Origin of the sequence: Vibrio sp. B1FIG11 (assembly GCF_905175335.1) — a bacterium.
GTDB lineage: Bacteria > Pseudomonadota > Gammaproteobacteria > Enterobacterales > Vibrionaceae > Vibrio > Vibrio campbellii.
Genome location: NZ_HG992751.1, coordinates 413,528 through 432,406, shown reverse-complemented (window position 1 = coordinate 432,406; position 18,879 = coordinate 413,528). Strand labels below are relative to the sequence as shown.

Genomic DNA, 18,879 nt, shown 5'->3' with positions numbered 1-18,879 from the left:
TATATAGTCTTTGTATTACTTATAGTTATGCGCGCACTTGGCTCTGGTTGCGCGATTTATTTCGAGCTTCGTATGAAAAACTATGATATCAAAGACAGCACTAAACCGATGGGGTTGCTATCACTAATCTTGTCCTTCATGGCGCTATTTGTGATCTCTGGCCTGTTGTTTTTCCCGCTTGATCACGAAACCCGACAAGTACTTATCGGTCTGGATTTTATAATCTGTAGTATTTTTCTACTTCAGCTCATCGTAGATTTGATCCGAGCCGCAGATCGTTGGTCATTTCTCAAACATCACTGGATCGATTTTGTGGCGAGCATCCCAATGATCGAGCCATTGCGCTACGCACGCTTATTTCACATCTTGCGCGTCATCTTGGTCTTACGCTCTTCTAAATTCATTCTTTTCCAGCTCAAGCAAAACCGTCGTGAAACCACATTAGCCTCAATCTTGTTGTTGATGGTAGTGCTCATTACGCTTGGTTCGAGCGCGATGCTATTTATCGAAGGACAAAACCCCGAGGCAAATATTCAGACGGGTACGGACGCTTTGTGGTGGGCTTTTGTCACCATATCAACCGTAGGTTATGGCGATCATTATCCAGTCACGACGGCTGGCAAATTGTTAGCGGTGCTGATCATCATTTGTGGCGTGGGTATCTTCGGTATGATTTCAGGTTTGATTACGTCGATTCTCACAGCACCAACTCGCCAGCAAGACAATCGTTCAAAGAACAAAGAGAAACTGTTGGAACAAGTGTTGGATAGGCAGGAACAGATCTTAAATCGATTGCAATCGATCGAAGATGAACTGCATGAGCAAAAACAACAGACAAAAAAATAGGACCTTGTGGTCCTATTTTCGTTTTTATTCTTGCCAGTAGGGTTCGACTTCAACACTGATGGCTCGAGTCTGATCCATCGCATGCAGAATGGAACGCTCTTGGCGATGTAACCAACGCTCAAGTTGCTCCTGCTCTTCCCCTTCTAACATGCCAACTAATGGCAACAGATGGTTAAGCATCAGTAGGTCATCAATGCCGTGCACTAAATCCGCCCACGGTAGACGGAAGCTGGTACGCTCCTCGGCATCGTACAAACTCGCAAAACCAATACCTGTGTAAAGGTTACGCAGCAAGCGGTAACGTTGATCCACATACTCTTGTGCTGATAAGTCGCGCTCAGCAGGGAAAGCTTCCATCAGCTCAGCCCAAGTGCGATCCAATTGCTTCACAGAGAAGGCTTGGATGTTGCTCGACATCTTTTCGCGCGCCTTGTCATCAAGGAATGGCTGCCAGCCGCGCGTTAAGATCCAACGGCTCAAATCCAGCAGTAAACTGGTGTAACGTGCCGAACTCAGTAGTTCTAGCACTGCTTCGCGACTTGGGAGCTCACCTAATTGTTGAGTCAACTCAGACACTAAGAATTTACGTGCATCAAGCTTACGCAGCACGTTGCCTTTATCATCCAGCAGCTCTTCCAAGTGCGCGTGTTCATCCAGCCACTCTAGCTCTTCTTCTAGCCACTTCATTTCTTGGCGCAGAATGGCACTTGCTCGGCGCGGCACCATACTGCCAAAAATTGTGAAAGTTTGGCGGATAAAGCGAATCGCATTGACGATTTCACGCAGTGATTCAACACAATCACGCTCAGCGTAGATTTGCTCGTGGTAGTGCCAATGCGATAACGCATGCTCTAGTGAGTTAATTAGGCAGTATTCAACGGTGTCGTTTTTCGTGCTGTCCACTAATGCTAGTGGTTTGACTTCATCACCAGCGTAGCCACTTGCCAAACGGTAGCCTTTAGCCGCTTTGCTTAAGTTACCCAGACGCATACCGCCTGCGTCACACAAGCTGCGAGCAAGCGTGAACAGCGCTTCTGTTTGACCAGATTTCAGTTCTAGCTCAACTTCACAGATAGGATCTTGTTTCTCTTCGCCATCTTCACCTTGGGCAATCACTGCGCCTTGGTCGAAAGCGACTTCAATTTGGCTGCCATCAGGCATACCAATAAGCCACTGTTCGCGTGTGAAGTTAGTAGAGAACAGAGGCGTCAGCTCAGCTTGCAGTGTTTCGACATCTTTACCTGTTGGCCAGATGTCAGAAGGGTGAAGCGTGAGGTCTGGCTCATTACTGGTGTGCTCAGCGTTGTATTCTGGTCTTTGATGAAGGCCCGCAACAACGCGTCCTGCTGTTTTTACGGTTTGGACAAAAACATCATCAAAACGGCGAATTCTTAAACCAATGTCGTGCTTTCTTAACCATTTATCAGCGGTATCAAAGTAGGTGTTACCTAAGTCACGACTACTGTGCTGAAGTACTTTTGTTTCGGAAATTTTAGCTCTTAAAGTTTCTGAAAATTCAGGAGAAACAAAAAACTTCAGTTCTATCTCGGTTTCCATAGCTATACCTTTCAAAGCAGATAGAAACAGGATATTGCCTAATTTCTCACACGGCAAGAAAGAAATATCGCCCGAATGATGATCTAAAACAGTTTTAATGAGCGATTTAATGCGTTAACATGCGCGCCTTTATAGCCATCGTTCAACATTTCGCCAAGAAATGGTGTATGTTTTTTTAAGGTTATAGTTATTAGGTTGAATGACCATGCCAGTAAATACAATTATGGGGTTATTTGCAAAGTCCCCAATTAAGCCTTTGCAGCGCCACGTTGTGTGTGTCAACGAATGTTGTTCACACCTGGTTAAGTTCTTTGAAGTTTCTTCAAAGGGTGACTGGGAAAAAGCAGCTGAAATCCGTGCTCAAATTTCTCATCTAGAGAAAGAAGCGGACGTGCTGAAACGTGAAATCCGTCTAAAACTGCCTCGCGGTTTGTTTATGCCAGTCGATCGTACTGACATGCTTGAGCTTCTGACTCAACAAGACAAGCTTGCTAACCTGGCAAAAGACATTGCTGGCCGTGTATATGGTCGTCAACTTGTCATTCCTGAGGCTCTCCAACCAAACTTCCTCGCATACGTTCAACGTTGTCTTGATGCGGCTGATCAGGCGCAAAAAGTGATCAACGAACTTGATGAACTCCTAGAGACCGGCTTCAAAGGCCGTGAAGTAACGCTCGTTGCTGAAATGATTCATCAGTTGGACGTAATTGAAGATGACACCGATGCAATGCAGATTGAACTTCGCCAACAACTGATGGCGATTGAAGCTGACATGAATCCTATCGATGTCATGTTCTTGTACAAGATTCTTGAATGGGTAGGTGGTATTGCCGACCAAGCGCAGCGCGTAGGTGCTCGTTTGGAAGTCATGCTATCTCGATCTTAAAACATAAGTTAACGACATAACGAAGAGCATTACTAACGCGTGTCAGATGGACGATGACTATTTTCACCGTCTTATGGGCTGACGCGCGCAAAATTTTGCTCCGCTTGTTATAAAACAACTAGGTATTACGATGGATATCCTTGCGAACTACGGCACTGTCCTGATTATTGTTGCAGCGATTTTTGGTTTCATGATGGCGATTGGTATTGGCGCGAACGACGTTGCTAATGCTATGGGTACATCTGTTGGCTCAAAAGCGCTTACCGTTAAACAAGCGATCATTATTGCAATGATCTTTGAATTTGCGGGTGCATATCTTGCAGGCGGTGAAGTAACCGACACTATCCGTAAAGGTGTTATCGAAACATCTCTATTTGCTAGCCAACCTGACATTCTTGTCTACGGCATGATGTCAGCGCTTCTTGCGGCTGGTACTTGGCTTCTACTTGCTTCTTACATGGGCTGGCCTGTATCAACGACTCACTCAATCATCGGTGCAATCATCGGTTTTGCGTGTGTGTCTGTAGGTACAGAAGCAGTTGACTGGAGCAGTGTTCAAGGGATTGTCGGTAGCTGGATTATTACTCCGGTTATCTCAGGCTTCTTTGCTTACGTTATCTTTGTCAGCGCACAGCGTCTGATCTTTGATACTGAGAACCCACTATTCAACGCGAAACGATTCGTTCCAGTGTACATGTTCATCACGACTATGGTGATTGCACTTGTAACGATTAAGAAAGGTCTGAAACACGTTGGCCTTCACCTAAGTAACGGTGAAGCGTGGATGTGGGCAGCAATCGTCTCTGCTGCAGTAATGGCAGGCGGTTACTTCTACATTCAGAAGAAATTCGCGAACCGTGAAGAAGACCGCAGCTTTGCTGGCGTAGAAGGCATCTTCAGCGTACTAATGGTTATCACAGCGTGTGCAATGGCATTCGCACACGGTTCAAACGACGTAGCTAACGCGATCGGTCCACTGTCTGCCGTTGTTTCAACGGTTGAACACATGGGTGAAGTTACAGCGAAAAGCACAATCGCATGGTGGATTCTTCCTCTAGGTGGTTTTGGTATCGTAGTTGGTCTAGCAACGCTAGGTCATAAAGTAATGGCTACCGTTGGTACTGGTATTACTGAACTAACACCAAGCCGTGGCTTTGCAGCTCAGTTAGCAACAGCATGTACGGTAGTTCTAGCATCAGGTACTGGTCTACCTATCTCTACTACTCAAACTCTAGTAGGTGCGGTTCTAGGTGTAGGTTTTGCTCGCGGTATCGCAGCACTTAACCTAGGCGTGGTTCGTAACATCGTTGCATCTTGGATCGTTACGCTACCAGCAGGCGCACTATTGGCAGTAGTATTCTTCTACGGCATCCAAGCGATGTTCTCGTAAGAGTAAGCACCGTCAATACAATGTAAGCGCTTTGTCATTATTGACTCAAACGCACAGAAAGGGAGGCTTTGCCTCCCTTCTTTGTTGCACCGAAGTTTGAAACTGCATAATATTCGTCTATTTCCGGCTCCAATAATTCGGTGCCAAAGCTGTATCCAAGAAAATCGTTAAGGGATTTACTGTGAAAAAACTAATCATCACGGTTTTGTTTACTTTGCTAGCAGCGCCAGCGGCACTAGCGGCAGACCGTTATATTTCTGATGACCTATTCACTTTTATGCACTCTGGTCCAAACAACACTTACCGCATTATGGGCAGTGTTAACGCAGGCTCTAAAGTACAACTTCTTCAAACAAACAAAGACACGGGTTACACACAAATCCGTGACGCTCGTGGCCGTACAGGCTGGGTACAAAGCAAGTTTGTTACGAACCAAGAAAGCATGGCAATTCGCCTTCCTCGCGTAGAGAAAGAGCTGAAAGAAGTGAAAGAGCAACTAGCAAACGCACGCCAGAACTCAGACACCGAAAAAGCGGGTCTAGTGACATCACTAGAAACGCGCAACCAACAGATTTCTGACCTAGAGAAGAAATACTCTGAAATCAGCGACCAGCTTACTTCTGTTGAAACAGAAAACCGCGAACTTCGCGCGAAGCTAGACACGCAAAAAGATGACATGCTACTGAAGTACTTCACTTACGGTGGTGGTGTTGCAGGTCTTGGCCTGCTATTTGGTTTGGTACTGCCACACCTGATTCCTCGCAGAAAGAAATCGCCAGCAGGTTGGGCATAATAGCTCCGAATTGAATCGATAAAGAAAAGCCAGTCGTACTCGACTGGCTTTTTTGTTGGTTTGGTTCAACGAGGCTCTGTGATGTTCGCTCTCTAAGCCCGTCTAATGCGTTCGTGGGCACAATTATAATCGATAAGCCAATCCAAGTTGGTGCTACAAAAAAGCCAGCGGCAAAAGCTCACTGGCTAATTGGATTTGGAATAGAATCAAGCGGGATTATTACCCTTTCCACTCATACAGCGCAGGTATGCGGATTTGTTCCCCTTGGAATTCGACGATCACTGCTTGCGGTTGGATCTCTTTTAGCGTGACTTGTCCATCAACCACATCACCTTGATGGTACTCGACGTTGTTGATCTTCACCCAACGACGGTTTGCATCACTTGAATACATGTGCGTCTGTAAGTTCAGAGCTGGCAAGCGACCATGCCACTGGCGAGCTTCACGCTCCAGATCACCAACAGATGAAGAGCTATTTAGTGACGGTTGATCATTGTTTGATAAAGCACTTTCAACTTTCAACGCCAAATCTGGCGACAACGAGGACAAATCGAGATCATCGAGCGATAAACCAAGGTCATCATGACTCTGAATGCTCGGGCTGGTTTTCACCGTTTGTTGTGAAGGTTCTAAAAGATCTTGCTCTCCAGGAATTGCGTTGTTAGCCGCATAGTTTTGATCGACAAAAGTACCGTAATCTTGCGATAGCTCAGCGGTAGGCCACTCTCGTTCTAACTGCGCCAATTGTGGTTCGTCTGGATAACTCAAGCTTTCAAATTTTGCTTTCACCGTTGGCGTTACTGGCTTAGCTAGCGCTTGTGCTTTCTCTACGACCACGGATTCAGGCGCCTCTTGAGCAAACAGCTCCAAGTACCAAGCTGCCCCAACCGCAGTAACACTGATTGGTAACAGGAAGAGTCCAACATGCTTCATGACTGACATTATGCGTCCTCCTCATTTATCTGTTTTAGCTGTGGAGCATCAATTTGAACGCTCTGCTGCAAACGTTCTAAGGTGTGTTTACCTGCAATGCCATCAACACCAATTCCTTGCCAACGCTGGAACAACTCGACCCGCTCTTTCAGTGCGCCATCGTAAATGTCACTGCCAAGCGGTTGCTCGTTCACGGCTTGTGCTAATAACTGGTCAAGCACGTCAATCGCAGGTCCTTCCATATCTAAGCGCAGAGTATCTTTAAGCGGCGCTTGCCAAAGTTCGATGATGTTGCCTTGCCATAACGGCTTGAGCCATGACACAGGCAAACGAAGGCGTTGGCTACCGTTGAGTACTTCGACTTTGTTGTCACCAATCGCGTAAAGAATCACATAGCCCACTTGGCCTTGGTAGTTGAGCTCTAAAATCACCGGACGGTTTTGTTGTACCAGCAATGGCCATGTCGCCATTTTACGTTCACAACGCATGGTCGATTGAGGCTCCGATAAGCACAAGTTGTCACGTACCGAAGCTCGATACCCCCAAAGCTTGTAAAGCTCGTTCACCGCTAGATTCGACTGAGTCTGCTCTAGCAGCATATTGCGCTGTTCATTCGTCAATTGATCATTAACCACAGGCGCAACGGCTTGTGGTGCCGTTACTTGAGCGACCTGAACTGGCTGAGTGCTTGCGGTCGGCTTTAAAGGCATTTGTTGCATCACAGCCCAACCAATACCAACAGCGGCACAAACACCGATTGCTGCCGAGCCCCAAGTCGGCCATTCAAAATTGTGGCGAACAGGTTTGTCTTGTTGGTAAATCTCGGCTTGGAACTGCATCACCTCTTCACACGCTTGATGCACGGTTTGCTTATCCACCGTCACATTGCCTTTGTGATAACTCATGTTCAGTGATTTATCACAAATCAGGTTAATCAAGCGTGGAATACCGTGGCTGTATTTGGCAATCAACTTAGTCGAACTGCGGTCAAACAGCTGTTTATCGCCACCAGCAGTATGCAAACGGAAGGTGATGTAGTCTGCGGTTTCTTTGTCATCCAGTGGCAGTAAGTGGTAACGGCCGGTAATACGCTGAGCAAGCTGACGCAGTTGTGTGGTTTGCAACAAACGCTGTAATTCTGGCTGACCAACCAACAACACTTTGAGCAGCTTACGTGTATCCGTTTCTAAGTTAGTTAACAGGCGTAATTGCTCAAGCACATCTGCTGCCAAGTGCTGAGCTTCATCAATCACCAACAGGGTTGTCCAACCCGATTTATGATTGCGCAGCAGGTAATCATGAATCGCTTGGTTAAGCTGTTTGAGTGTCGCATCTTGAGGATAAGTGACTTTGAATTCGTCACAGATGGCTTCGAGCAGATCTCGGCTCGAAAACGTTGGGTTTAGAATCAACCCAGCTTTGGTGTTCTCATCCAAATTCGCCAGCATGGCTTTTGCGACCGTGGTTTTACCTGTCCCCACCTCGCCAGTTAGCATGGCAAAACCACCACCATCACCTAACCCTGCTTGGAGATGTGTGATCGCCTCCTTATGACGTTGGCTCAGATACAGATAACGCGAGTTTGGAACAATCGAAAATGGCAGTTCAACAAACCCGAAAAAGTCCTTATACATTAGGATCTCCAGCTAAAACCCACCCGCAATCAAATCGGGATATTCCTTATTAGACTTAAACAAAGCGCTAAGTTCTTTTAGATGTGAAGAAAAGTACCATTGCTTGCTACAATGTCCAACGTCATATCAATAAATTAAGAGGTTATTCGTGCAAGTTTATTTAGTCGGCGGTGCAGTTCGAGATCATTTGCTCGGTATTGATATTTATGACAGAGACTGGGTGGTGGTTGGTGCTACTCCAGAGATCATGCTCAGCCAAGGCTACACGGCTGTAGGAAAAGACTTCCCAGTCTTCCTGCACCCGAAAAGCAAAGAAGAACATGCCCTTGCACGAACCGAAAGAAAATCTGGCGAGGGTTACACCGGCTTTGAATGTTTCTTTGACCAAAGCGTGACACTTGAAGAAGACCTAATTCGCCGTGATTTAACCATTAACGCGATGGCAATGGATGACGACGGCAACCTCTACGACCCTTATGGTGGCCAAAGCGATCTGCAAAAGAAAGTGCTGCGACATGTATCCGATGCGTTTGTTGAAGACCCACTTCGCGTTCTGCGTGTTGCTCGCTTTGCGGCAAAGTTAGCCCACTTAGGTTTTAGTGTGGCAGAAGAAACCATGCAGCTAATGCACGACATGGCTGAATCCGGCGAGCTAAGTACGCTGACACCGGAGCGTGTTTGGCAAGAATGGCACAAGTCACTTTCGACCTCTCGCCCTGATGTGTTCTTATCTGTTCTCAGAGACTGCGGTGCATTAAGCGTTGTCTTGCCAGAGATTGACACACTGTTTGGCGTACCTCAGCCAGAGAAATGGCATCCAGAGGTCGATACGGGCATCCACACCTTAATGGTCGCGCAGCAAGCTGCGAAGCTCAGCGATTCACTGCCAGTACGCTTTGCAGCGCAAGTGCATGATTTGGGTAAAGGTGTAACGCCAGAAAGCGAATGGCCAAGTCATAAAATGCATTGCCACACAGGTTTAAAGCTTATCAAGAAGCTGTGCGATCGCGTACGAGTGCCAAATGAGTTCCGCGACTTAGCATTAATGGTGTGCGAGCAACACTCTAACATCCACCGAGCAGCCGAGCTAAAACCACAAACCATCATCAAGATCCTCAACAAGTTTGATGTGTGGCGCAAGGCTGAGCGTCTGCAAGATATCTTAATTTGCTGCCAAGCCGATCATGCTGGCCGAAAGGGGCTAGAAGACCAACCGTACCCGCAAGCAGAACTGTTTATGCGCGCTTATCAAGCCGCGGCATCGGTTGATGTGCAAGCCATTATTAAAGACGGTTTCAAAGGCCCAGCAATCCGTGATGAACAAGAGAAACGTCGTGCAGAAGCGGTTAAAGTGGCATTAGGTAAGTAAGTGACTCAAAAGAAAAGAGAGACAAACAAAAACGCCCGCTTAACCAAGCGGGCGTTTTCATTCGGATTGGGTTTAAGCCATTAGCAAGAACGCAAACAGGCCAAAACCTAGAATCAGACGGTAAATTACGAATGGTGTCATGCCCATACGTGAAATCATCTTCAAGAAGAAGTGAATACAGATGTAGGCACTGATAAATGACGTCACAATACCCGTTAGCAGGAAGCCAATGTGTACTGGTTCACCACTTGTCACCAACTTCATACCTAGGTAGCCACCTGCTAAAGTAATGATTGGGATAGACATTAGGAATGAGAAACGCGCGGCCGCTTCACGAGTGAAGCCTAGGTAAAGTGCAGCAGTAATGGTTGCACCTGAGCGTGACGTACCAGGAATCATCGCCAACGCTTGAGCAATACCAATGAACAAGGCTTTCTTCCAGCCAGTTTGGTACTCATCCGCCACTAGCTCTGCATTCTTATCTACCCACCAAAGCAGCAGACCAAAGATGATCGTGGTGGTTGCGATCACGTAAGCACTGCGCAGGTAAACTTCGATGATGTCTTTCATCAGTAGGCCAAATACACACGCTGGGATCGTTGCAATCACGATCATCCACGCCAGTTTAGCTTCTTTGCTGCGATCACCTTTAAAGATCGAGGCGAACAGTGCTTGGAAAAGCGTGATCACTTCTTGACGGAAATAGATCACCACCGCCATTAGCGTACCAACGTGAACGGCAACATCAAATGCCAAGCCTTGGTCTTCCCAACCAAGAATGGCTGAAGGCAGGATCAAGTGAGCAGAGCTGGAAATTGGCAAAAACTCTGTCAGACCCTGAATCAGAGCCAGAATAAAGGCTTCAAAGTAACTCATGTAAACAACTCAAGATTAAAGTGAAAAGGAAACTGGTTTGAGTGAATCGACGGGCTGCATCGCCTGCCAAATATCTGCGATTGTTCTGCCATCGCCGGGGATCACCAATTGAGGTTCGAGATCATACAGGGGCTTTGTTACAAAAGGATATTTGTAGATATCACTGCGAGGTAGCTCAGGTTTTTGCTGCGAAATACACTCACCGAACAAGACTATATCGAGATCTAAGGTTCGATCCTGATACTTTTGCGCGTTTTCTTCACGCCCCCACTGAAATTCAATCTCGCGTAAGCGGTGACTCAACTCTTCGAGTGACAACTCCGTGAAGAAACTAATCACGAAGTTGTAGAAATTTTGACTGCTAAAGCCAATAGGCTCGCATTCATATATCGGCGAAACACACAGATCGCAGCCAAGCTTTTGCAGCTCTTGATAAGCCACAAGTGCGTGGTGCTCTCTTTCAATATTGGTGCCTACGCCGATATACGTTTTGATCATGCTTGGCCTCGCTCAATCACAACGCCCACCGCGCGTGCTTGAGGAACCGCACCTGGTTTCGCTAAGCGAATTTTGACCCAAGGCACAGAGAAGCGCTGCATGATAAGCTCTGCAATTTCTTCTGCAACGCGTTCAACCAACAAAAAGCGACCATTTTCGATGTGGTTTAACACCGCTTCGCTCACTTGTGAGTAATCCAACGCGTCTTGAACATCATCACTCTTACCCGCCGGCTTGTTGTCATGCGCCATTTCGATATCCAGAACCAGCTTCTGCTTAATTTGCTGTTCCCAATCGTAAACGCCGATGGTGGTGATTACTTCTAACTGTTCAATAAAAACTTTATCCAGAGCCATCTTATGTCCTTCTATTTCAGAGGTCGGATACCCGATTTGGGCAATTTGATCGTACTATTCTATACCCAAGTAACCTATAGAGACCTTTAAGCGCGTCAATTAGCGGTAAAAGTCACTTGGGTATAAACTGCGAAGACTCTTTATATACAAGAAATCCCATAATGCAAGCTCTATCGCAGAGAGTATTTTTGCTCACCGCCGAATCGCGGTATGATAGCAACTACTCAGGAACTGAGCATTAAATTCCAATCCATCAAGGACTTCTATGGACGCACTGGCACTGATAATGACAATGGCCGCCTATTTGCTGGGTTCGATCTCCAGTGCGGTGCTGATTTGTCGTTTATTAAGGTTGCCAGACCCGCGTAAAGTGGGGTCCAATAACCCAGGTGCAACCAATGTGTTACGCATCGGCGGAAAAGGCGCGGCGGTCGCAGTATTGCTCTGCGATATGCTCAAAGGCACCATACCTGTTTGGGGCGGTTACTTCCTTGGTATCGACCCTATCATACTTGGCGTCATCGCTATTGCAGCCTGTCTTGGTCATATGTATCCGATCTTCTTCCATTTTAAAGGTGGAAAAGGTGTAGCAACGGCACTTGGCGCAATTGCCCCTATCGGTTTGGATTTAACAGGGTTGGTGATGCTGACTTGGTTGTCGGTCGCGGTGCTATTTCGCTACTCTTCTTTGGCTGCATTAGTGACGGTCTTAGTTACCCCGTTTTATACGTGGATGTTCAAACCCCAATATACTCTGCCCGTTGCCATGCTGTGCTGCTTGATTGTATTTAAGCATCACCAAAATATCCGCCGTTTATTGTCTGGCGAAGAGCCTAAAATTGGCGAAAAGAAACTGATAGAAAAAAACTCGGCTTGATGCCGAGTTTTTTAGTTTTAAGCTTTCGAACGCAGAACTATGCGTGCACTTTGTTTAGAAAGTCTAACAGCATTTGATTGACGAACTCTGGCTGCTCTAGCGAACTAATGTGGCCTGCTTCAGGGATCTCCACCAACTCACTGCCAGTAATACAGTCATTCATTAAGTAAGATTCAAATACTGGACGTGGCTTGTCCTCACGACCAACCGCAATCAACGTTGGCAATGCAAACATTTCAGAATCTTCAATCACATCACGGCGGCCAAACACCATACGACCAATACGGGCGACTTCGACTGCACGCTCACCTTGCAATGCTTCAAGGCTTTGCTTGAATGATGCAACCAATGCCGGATTCACTTGCTCTGCATTATTAGCAAAGAATAGTGGCGTTACAGCTTCAACAATCGGTGCCGGAACAGCTTGCACTTGGCTGATGGTATCTAACATTGCGAAATACTTTTTATGCGTCACTTCAGGTTCTAGACCGATGAATGTATCCATCAGAACCAATGACTTCACACGTTGAGGAGCTTGAGAAGTCAGCTCAGCCCCCCACATACCACCGACAGACAAACCAACAATAGAGAACTGCTCGATCTCCAGATGATCCATCAACGCCAACATGTGCTGTGCGTAATCCACCAAAGATCGTGTTGAAGCGGGTGCAGCATCCGACTCACCGTGTGCCCAAAGGTCTGGCACAATACAGCGGTACGATTGGCTCAACACTTCAATTTGTGGTGCCCACATTTGGCAATCCCAAAGGTAGCTGTGACCAAACAGAAGCACAGGGCCTTCACCCTTATCTAAGTAAGCAAGTTGCTGGCCTTCAATTTCAAACTTGTTCATTGTTATATCCATCTATTATTTTTGAGAACCATCCTATCACTGAAACGATATAAAACTGCTCGCATCAGTCAGGCTCTTACCATCAATTACACAAAGCCTTTCAATTAGATATCTAAAAATAAAGGCCTCTGATGAGCAGAGACCTTTATCTTCGTTAATCTATTTCAAACCTTTAGCAGAAGTTTGATTACGCGATTGGCGTTAGTTGATCGATCGGCCAACGTGGGCGTGCTTCAACTGACATATCAGCCACTTCACCGTTCTTCAAACGTTGCATACCTGCGTAAGCGATCATCGCACCGTTATCGGTACAAAACTCAGTGCGTGGGTAGTAAACTTCGCCGCCAACTTTCTTCGCCAGCTTCTCAAGCTCGGCACGCAGACGGCGGTTCGCACTTACACCACCAGCAATAACAATGCGTTTCATACCCGTTTGCTCAAGTGCGCGCTTACATTTGATAGCCAGCGTAGCACACACGGCTTCTTCGAATGCTAAAGCGATATCTGCACGTGTTTGCTCATCATCACCGTTGGCAGCAATCGTGTTCGCCGTAAAGGTTTTTAGACCAGAGAAACTCATGTCCAAGCCTGGTACATTCGTCATTGGACGTGGGAACTTAAAGCGACCCGGCGTGCCTTTTTCAGCCAGCTTAGAAAGCAGCGGACCACCTGGGTAATCTAAGCCCATGAGCTTCGCTGTCTTATCAAATGCCTCACCCGCCGCATCGTCAATTGATTCGCCTAGGATTTTGTACTCGCCGATGCCTTTTACTTCCACCATCATTGAGTGACCACCCGATACCAATACCGCCACAAATGGGAACGGTGGTGGGTTATCTTCTAGCATAGGCGCCAGTAGGTGACCTTCCATGTGATGAACAGGCACCGCTGGTACACCCCAAGCGTAAGCAATACTGCGACCGATGGTAGCACCAACAAGGAGTGCGCCCACCAAACCTGGACCTGCCGTGTATGCTACACCGTCAATGTCTTTAGAAGTCAGATTTGCTTCTTTCAGTGCCTCTTTAATAAGAGGGATGGTTTTCTTAACATGGTCACGTGAAGCCAACTCAGGCACCACGCCGCCGTAATCTGCGTGAAGTTTTACTTGGCTGTAAAGCTTGTGTGATAGCAGACCTTTTTCATCGTCATAAATCGCGATGCCAGTCTCGTCACAAGAGGTTTCAATACCAATAATGCGCATGGTTTTCTCAGTATGCTTTCTATATAGAGGAAATTTGGGCGTCATATTACCCTGCCTTGGTGCTTCAAACAAATTTTGTACAGACAATAAGCGATAAAAGGCTTTACAAAGCTGTGTTGATCGGATTAAAATTCCGCACCATTTTTGATCAAGCTGGTAACTGACCAAACAATTGTGATTTGGTTCATTAAATTCCAGCGTTAACGAATAACCCCTGAGGTGAAAGGCATATGCCAGTAGTTAAAGTACGTGAAAACGAACCGTTCGACGTTGCTCTACGTCGTTTCAAGCGCTCTTGCGAAAAAGCAGGTATCCTTTCTGAAGTGCGTCGTCGTGAGCACTACGAAAAACCAACTACAGTTCGCAAACGCGCTAAAGCAGCAGCTCAAAAGCGTCACGCTAAGAAGCTAGCTCGCGAAAACGCTCGTCGCGTTCGCCTGTACTAATAACTGAGCTCCGGAAAGGAATTTAGTTATGGCTCTGATTGATAAACTCAAAGAAGAGCAAAAATTAGCGATGAAAGCCAAGGACAAATTGCGCCTTGGTACTATTCGTTTAGCTCTATCAGCAGTTAAGCAGCGTGAAGTTGACGAACAGATTACTCTGGGCGATGACGACATCCTTGCTGTACTGACCAAGATGGTTAAACAACGTCGCGACTCTGTATCGCAATTTGAAGCAGCAGGTCGTCAAGATCTTGCTGATGCGGAACAAGCTGAAATTACCGTTCTTGAGGACTTTATGCCTCAACCACTGACAGACGAAGAAGTTGCTGCTCTTATCGAGAACGCAATTGCTGAATCTGGCGCAGCTGGCATGCAAGACATGGGCAAAGTAATGGGCGTTCTGAAACCGCAAATTCAAGGGCGTGCAGATATGGGTAAAGTGAGCGGTTTAGTTCGCGCTAAATTGGCTTAATACCCCACCCAATTGCAGCAAGCCGTGCTATCCTTTGGAACGCACGGCTTGTTTGTATCTGGCAGAATGGAATAACAAAAAGCCTCACATATGCTTTTCTTTGTAACCCATTCACACCAATCATGATTTTCTTTTTTTGTTAGGTTTTATGGCTGGACACATCCCTCGCAGTTTTATTGATGACCTCCTAGCTCGACTCGATATTGTCGATATCATCGACGCACGCGTGAAACTTAAGAAAAAAGGCAAAAACTACGGTGCTTGCTGTCCTTTCCATAACGAAAAGACCCCTTCATTCAGCGTCAGCCAAGAGAAACAGTTTTACCACTGTTTTGGTTGCGGCGTTCACGGCAATGCCATCGACTTCATCATGGAGTTCGAACGGTTAGAGTTTGTCGAAGCAATTGAAGAGCTGGCGTCTTACCTCGGTTTGGATGTACCGCGTGAACAACGCAGTGGCGGCGGTGGACAGTTTAATTCTGGTCCTCAAGCAAGCAGCAGTGAAAAACGCAATCTGTACGATTTAATGGGCAGCATTGCTCAGTTCTATCGTAACCAACTCAAACAGCCAGCAAGTAAAGTGGCGATTGAGTACCTGAAAGATCGTGGTCTATCTGGCGAAATCGTACAGAAGTTTGGCATCGGCTATGTGGCTGATGAATGGGACTTAGTCCGTAAAAACTTCGGCCAGAATAAAGACAACCAAGACATGCTGGTAACTGGCGGCATGTTGATTGAAAACGATAAAGGCAACCGCTATGACCGCTTCCGTGGTCGTATCATGTTCCCGATTCGTGATCGTCGTGGTCGAGTCATCGGCTTTGGTGGCCGTGTACTTGGTGATGGCACACCGAAATACCTCAACTCACCAGAGACGCCTATCTTCCATAAAGGTAAAGAACTTTACGGCCTTTATGAAGTTTTGCAGGCATATCGTGAACCGCCACGAGTTTTGGTCGTTGAAGGCTATATGGATGTGGTGGCTTTAGCGCAATATGGCGTAGATTACTCTGTCGCATCATTGGGCACATCCACTACGGGTGACCACATTCAAATGCTGTTCCGTCAAACCAACACGGTAGTGTGTTGTTACGATGGTGACCGAGCAGGTAAAGAAGCCGCATGGCGCGCATTAGAGAACGCACTTCAATACCTAAAAACAGGTAACACATTGAAGTTCTTGTTCTTGCCTGATGGTGAAGACCCGGACAGCTACGTTCGCAAATATGGCAAACAAGCCTTCGAACAACAAATTGAACAAGCGACGCCGCTTTCGAGCTATCTGTTTGATAACTTGATTGAATTGCACCAAATCAACTTGGGCAACAATGAAGGTAAATCCGCACTACGCGCCTACGCAAGTGCGTTGATCGACAAGATACCTGATCCCTACTTTCAGGAATTACTCGAAAAGCTGCTTGATGAACGCACGGGCTTTGATAACCGCTTACGCCAACCGCGTAAAAAGACGAGTGAAACTCGACCTCAGCCGCACAAAGAGATCAAACGAACTCCGATGCGCGAGGTAATCGCTCTACTTATTCAAAATCCGAGCTATGCTCAAATGGTACCTGATTTGTCTTCGGTAAGAGAATTATCAATACCGGGACTAAGTTTATTTGTTGATGTACTTGATAAATGCCAGGCACATCCCCATATAAACACAGGCCAATTATTAGAGCATTGGCGAAATAGCCAAAATGAGACCCTTCTGTCTCGTCTAGCGAGCTGGGACATTCCCCTCGATGAAGACAACCAAGAAGAAATATTTTTAGACTCACTGGATAAAATTATTGCCCAGTGCGTAGAAAAGCAAATTGAAAACCTGCAGGCCAAAGCAAGAAGTGTCGGTTTATCAGCCGAAGAGAAAAGGGAGCTGCTAGCTTTGATGCTAGATTTAAAAGCGTAACCCTGTTTAATTAGTCAGCAACAATTTAATTTGTTATAGTAAGTGGTTTGCATTTCGCATACTGATTCCTTCACCAGATTACGAAGTTGGATACCGTCTATGGATCAAAATCCGCAGTCACAGCTAAAGTTACTTGTTATTAAAGGCAAGGAACAAGGCTATCTGACCTACGCCGAAGTAAATGACCACCTACCTGCTGAAATCGTAGATTCAGAACAGGTAGAAGACATCATTCAGATGATCAACGACATGGGTATCAAGGTAGTAGAAACTGCTCCTGATGCCGATGATCTAGCGCTGAACGATGACACAAACATTACCGATGAAGATGCAGCTGAAGCTGCAGCAGCAGCACTTTCTAGCGTAGAAAGTGAAATTGGTCGTACAACAGACCCAGTGCGCATGTACATGCGTGAAATGGGTACTGTGGAGCTGCTGACTCGCGAAGGCGAAATCGACATCGCAAAACGTATTGAAGAAGGTATTAACCAAGTTCAATCGTCTGTTGCTGAATACCCTGGCACTATCCCATACATTCTTGAGCAGTTTGATAAAGTTCAAGCAGAAGAACTTCGTCTAACAGACCTAATCTCTGGATTTGTTGACCCTGATGCAGACGATACAGCTGCACCAACAGCAACGCACATCGGTTCTGAGCTGACTGAATCTCAGCTAGAAGAAGAAGATGAAGAAGACGTTGATGACGACGAAGAAAGCGATGACGATTCAGATGAATCTGAAGAAGATGTTGGTATCGACCCAGAGCTAGCGCTTGAGAAATTCAACCAGCTACGCAGCACGTACCAAAACCTTCAGCTTGCAATCAACGAACACGGTTACGAGAGTCCTAAAGCGACCGTAGCTAACGAGTTGATGCTAGACGTATTCAAAGAATTCCGTCTAACGCCAAAACAGTTCGATCACCTAGTGAATGAACTGCGTACAGCAATGGATCGCGTTCGTACTCAAGAACGTCTGATCATGAAGTCTGCAGTTGAATACGGCAAAATGCCGAAGAAATCATTCATCGCGCTGTTCACAGGCAACGAATCAAGCGAAGCATGGCTAGATGAGATCCTAGCATCTGACAAGCCATACGCTGAAAAGATCAAACGTAACGAAGAAGAAATCCGTCGTTCAATCGCTAAACTAAAAATGATTGAAGAAGAGACTTCTCTAAACGTTCAAAACATTAAAGACATCAGCCGTCGCATGTCTATCGGTGAAGCAAAAGCTCGCCGTGCGAAGAAAGAGATGGTTGAAGCGAACTTACGTCTAGTAATTTCTATCGCGAAGAAATACACCAACCGTGGTCTACAGTTCTTGGATCTAATCCAAGAAGGTAACATCGGTCTGATGAAAGCGGTAGATAAGTTCGAATACCGTCGTGGTTACAAGTTCTCGACTTACGCAACGTGGTGGATCCGTCAGGCAATCACTCGTTCAATCGCGGACCAAGCACGTACGATTCGTATCCCGGTACACATGATCGAAACGATCAACAAGCTAAACCGTATCTCTCGTCAAATGCTGCAAGAGATGGGTCGTGAGCCATTACCGGAAGAACTGGCAGAGCGTATGCAAATGCCAGAAGACAAGATTCGTAAAGTACTGAAAATCGCTAAAGAGCCAATCTCTATGGAGACACCAATTGGTGACGACGAAGATTCGCATCTAGGTGATTTCATCGAAGATACTACGCTAGAACTACCGCTAGATTCTGCTACGGCAACGAGCCTGAAAATGGCAACGAAAGACGTACTTGCAGGTCTAACGCCACGTGAAGCAAAAGTACTTCGTATGCGCTTTGGTATCGACATGAACACTGACCACACTCTAGAAGAAGTTGGTAAGCAGTTCGACGTTACTCGTGAACGTATCCGTCAGATCGAAGCGAAAGCACTACGTAAACTTCGTCACCCAAGCCGCTCAGAAACACTGCGCAGCTTCCTAGACGAGTAATCGCAGCGATTAAAAACA

At 46.4% G+C, this 18,879-nt stretch carries 18 protein-coding genes; 10 read left to right on the top strand and 8 right to left on the bottom strand.

Annotated features, from left to right (window positions below; genetic code table 11):
* Window positions 1-27: 27 nt before the first annotated feature.
* Window positions 28-846, top strand: coding sequence for an ion transporter (locus KHO06_RS02050; RefSeq protein ID WP_005431971.1), 819 nt, complete (start codon window positions 28-30; stop codon window positions 844-846).
* 24 nt (window positions 847-870) lie between these two features.
* Here the strand turns inward: KHO06_RS02050 and KHO06_RS02045 are convergent, their stop codons facing one another.
* On the bottom strand, window positions 871-2,403 hold the full coding sequence (locus KHO06_RS02045; RefSeq protein ID WP_005431972.1) for an inorganic triphosphatase: 1,533 nt from the start codon (window positions 2,401-2,403) through the stop codon (window positions 871-873).
* Between the two features lie 205 nt (window positions 2,404-2,608).
* Here KHO06_RS02045 and KHO06_RS02040 point away from each other — a divergent pair, with 205 nt between their 5' ends.
* The 3 genes from KHO06_RS02040 to KHO06_RS02030 all read left to right on the top strand — a co-directional run bounded on the left by KHO06_RS02040 (window position 2,609) and on the right by KHO06_RS02030 (window position 5,472).
* Window positions 2,609-3,289 (top strand): TIGR00153 family protein, encoded by a 681-nt coding sequence (locus KHO06_RS02040; protein ID WP_005431974.1) that lies wholly within the window; start codon window positions 2,609-2,611, stop codon window positions 3,287-3,289.
* Window positions 3,290-3,419: 130 nt separating this feature from the next.
* Window positions 3,420-4,679: an inorganic phosphate transporter gene (locus KHO06_RS02035; RefSeq protein WP_005431976.1), complete on the top strand. Its 1,260-nt coding sequence runs from the start codon at window positions 3,420-3,422 to the stop codon at window positions 4,677-4,679.
* Window positions 4,680-4,860: 181 nt separating this feature from the next.
* Entirely contained in the window at window positions 4,861-5,472 is a 612-nt protein-coding gene (locus KHO06_RS02030; RefSeq protein WP_005528771.1) for a TIGR04211 family SH3 domain-containing protein, read from the top strand.
* Between the two features lie 219 nt (window positions 5,473-5,691).
* Here KHO06_RS02030 and KHO06_RS02025 read toward each other — a convergent pair whose 3' ends face one another.
* Together KHO06_RS02025 and KHO06_RS02020 are read right to left on the bottom strand one after the other, a co-directional pair.
* Window positions 5,692-6,414 (bottom strand): general secretion pathway protein GspB, encoded by a 723-nt coding sequence (locus KHO06_RS02025; RefSeq protein ID WP_212582034.1) that lies wholly within the window; start codon window positions 6,412-6,414, stop codon window positions 5,692-5,694.
* The gene (locus KHO06_RS02020; RefSeq protein WP_212582033.1) at window positions 6,414-8,039 is read right to left on the bottom strand and encodes an ExeA family protein; all 1,626 of its coding nucleotides are present in this window, start codon (window positions 8,037-8,039) and stop codon (window positions 6,414-6,416) included. Before KHO06_RS02020 ends, KHO06_RS02025 begins: the two co-directional genes overlap by 1 nt.
* Before the next feature lie 148 nt (window positions 8,040-8,187).
* On the opposite strand from KHO06_RS02020, the gene KHO06_RS02015 reads away from it, so the two are divergent.
* Window positions 8,188-9,408 (top strand): multifunctional CCA addition/repair protein, encoded by a 1,221-nt coding sequence (locus tag KHO06_RS02015; protein WP_212582032.1) that lies wholly within the window; start codon window positions 8,188-8,190, stop codon window positions 9,406-9,408.
* 72 nt (window positions 9,409-9,480) lie between these two features.
* Here KHO06_RS02015 and KHO06_RS02010 read toward each other — a convergent pair whose 3' ends face one another.
* The 3 genes from KHO06_RS02010 to folB are packed head-to-tail and all read right to left on the bottom strand — an operon-like array spanning window position 9,481 to window position 11,138.
* Window positions 9,481-10,284, bottom strand: coding sequence for an undecaprenyl-diphosphate phosphatase (locus KHO06_RS02010; RefSeq protein WP_009707763.1), 804 nt, complete (start codon window positions 10,282-10,284; stop codon window positions 9,481-9,483).
* A 15-nt stretch (window positions 10,285-10,299) separates the two neighbouring features.
* A complete protein-coding gene (folK, locus tag KHO06_RS02005) occupies window positions 10,300-10,782 on the bottom strand; it encodes a 2-amino-4-hydroxy-6-hydroxymethyldihydropteridine diphosphokinase (protein WP_010646484.1) in 483 nt (160 codons plus the stop codon).
* Window positions 10,779-11,138 carry a bifunctional dihydroneopterin aldolase/7,8-dihydroneopterin epimerase gene (gene folB / locus KHO06_RS02000; protein WP_212582031.1) on the bottom strand — a complete coding sequence of 120 codons (360 nt, stop codon included), beginning with the start codon at window positions 11,136-11,138 and terminating at the stop codon, window positions 10,779-10,781. Before folB ends, folK begins: the two co-directional genes overlap by 4 nt.
* A gap of 265 nt (window positions 11,139-11,403) precedes the next feature.
* Between folB and plsY the strand changes: the two genes are divergently transcribed.
* The gene (plsY, locus tag KHO06_RS01995) at window positions 11,404-12,015 is read left to right on the top strand and encodes a glycerol-3-phosphate 1-O-acyltransferase PlsY (protein ID WP_005528783.1); all 612 of its coding nucleotides are present in this window, start codon (window positions 11,404-11,406) and stop codon (window positions 12,013-12,015) included.
* A gap of 37 nt (window positions 12,016-12,052) precedes the next feature.
* On the opposite strand, the gene KHO06_RS01990 is transcribed toward plsY, so the two are convergent.
* The gene (locus KHO06_RS01990; RefSeq protein ID WP_212582030.1) at window positions 12,053-12,868 is read right to left on the bottom strand and encodes an alpha/beta fold hydrolase; all 816 of its coding nucleotides are present in this window, start codon (window positions 12,866-12,868) and stop codon (window positions 12,053-12,055) included.
* Window positions 12,869-13,055: 187 nt separating this feature from the next.
* Window positions 13,056-14,072: a tRNA (adenosine(37)-N6)-threonylcarbamoyltransferase complex transferase subunit TsaD gene (gene tsaD, locus KHO06_RS01985; RefSeq protein WP_038890849.1), complete on the bottom strand. Its 1,017-nt coding sequence runs from the start codon at window positions 14,070-14,072 to the stop codon at window positions 13,056-13,058.
* A 230-nt stretch (window positions 14,073-14,302) separates the two neighbouring features.
* Between tsaD and rpsU the strand changes: the two genes are divergently transcribed.
* From rpsU to rpoD, 4 genes are all read left to right on the top strand, one after another.
* Window positions 14,303-14,518: a 30S ribosomal protein S21 gene (gene rpsU, locus KHO06_RS01980; RefSeq protein WP_001145625.1), complete on the top strand. Its 216-nt coding sequence runs from the start codon at window positions 14,303-14,305 to the stop codon at window positions 14,516-14,518.
* A 28-nt stretch (window positions 14,519-14,546) separates the two neighbouring features.
* Window positions 14,547-14,990, top strand: a complete 444-nt coding sequence (locus KHO06_RS01975; RefSeq protein ID WP_005430430.1) for a GatB/YqeY domain-containing protein — start codon at window positions 14,547-14,549, stop codon at window positions 14,988-14,990.
* Between the two features lie 148 nt (window positions 14,991-15,138).
* Entirely contained in the window at window positions 15,139-16,899 is a 1,761-nt protein-coding gene (dnaG, locus tag KHO06_RS01970; protein ID WP_005430490.1) for a DNA primase, read from the top strand.
* Between the two features lie 99 nt (window positions 16,900-16,998).
* On the top strand, window positions 16,999-18,861 hold the full coding sequence (gene rpoD, locus KHO06_RS01965; RefSeq protein WP_045370054.1) for an RNA polymerase sigma factor RpoD: 1,863 nt from the start codon (window positions 16,999-17,001) through the stop codon (window positions 18,859-18,861).
* Window positions 18,862-18,879: the final 18 nt, after the last annotated feature.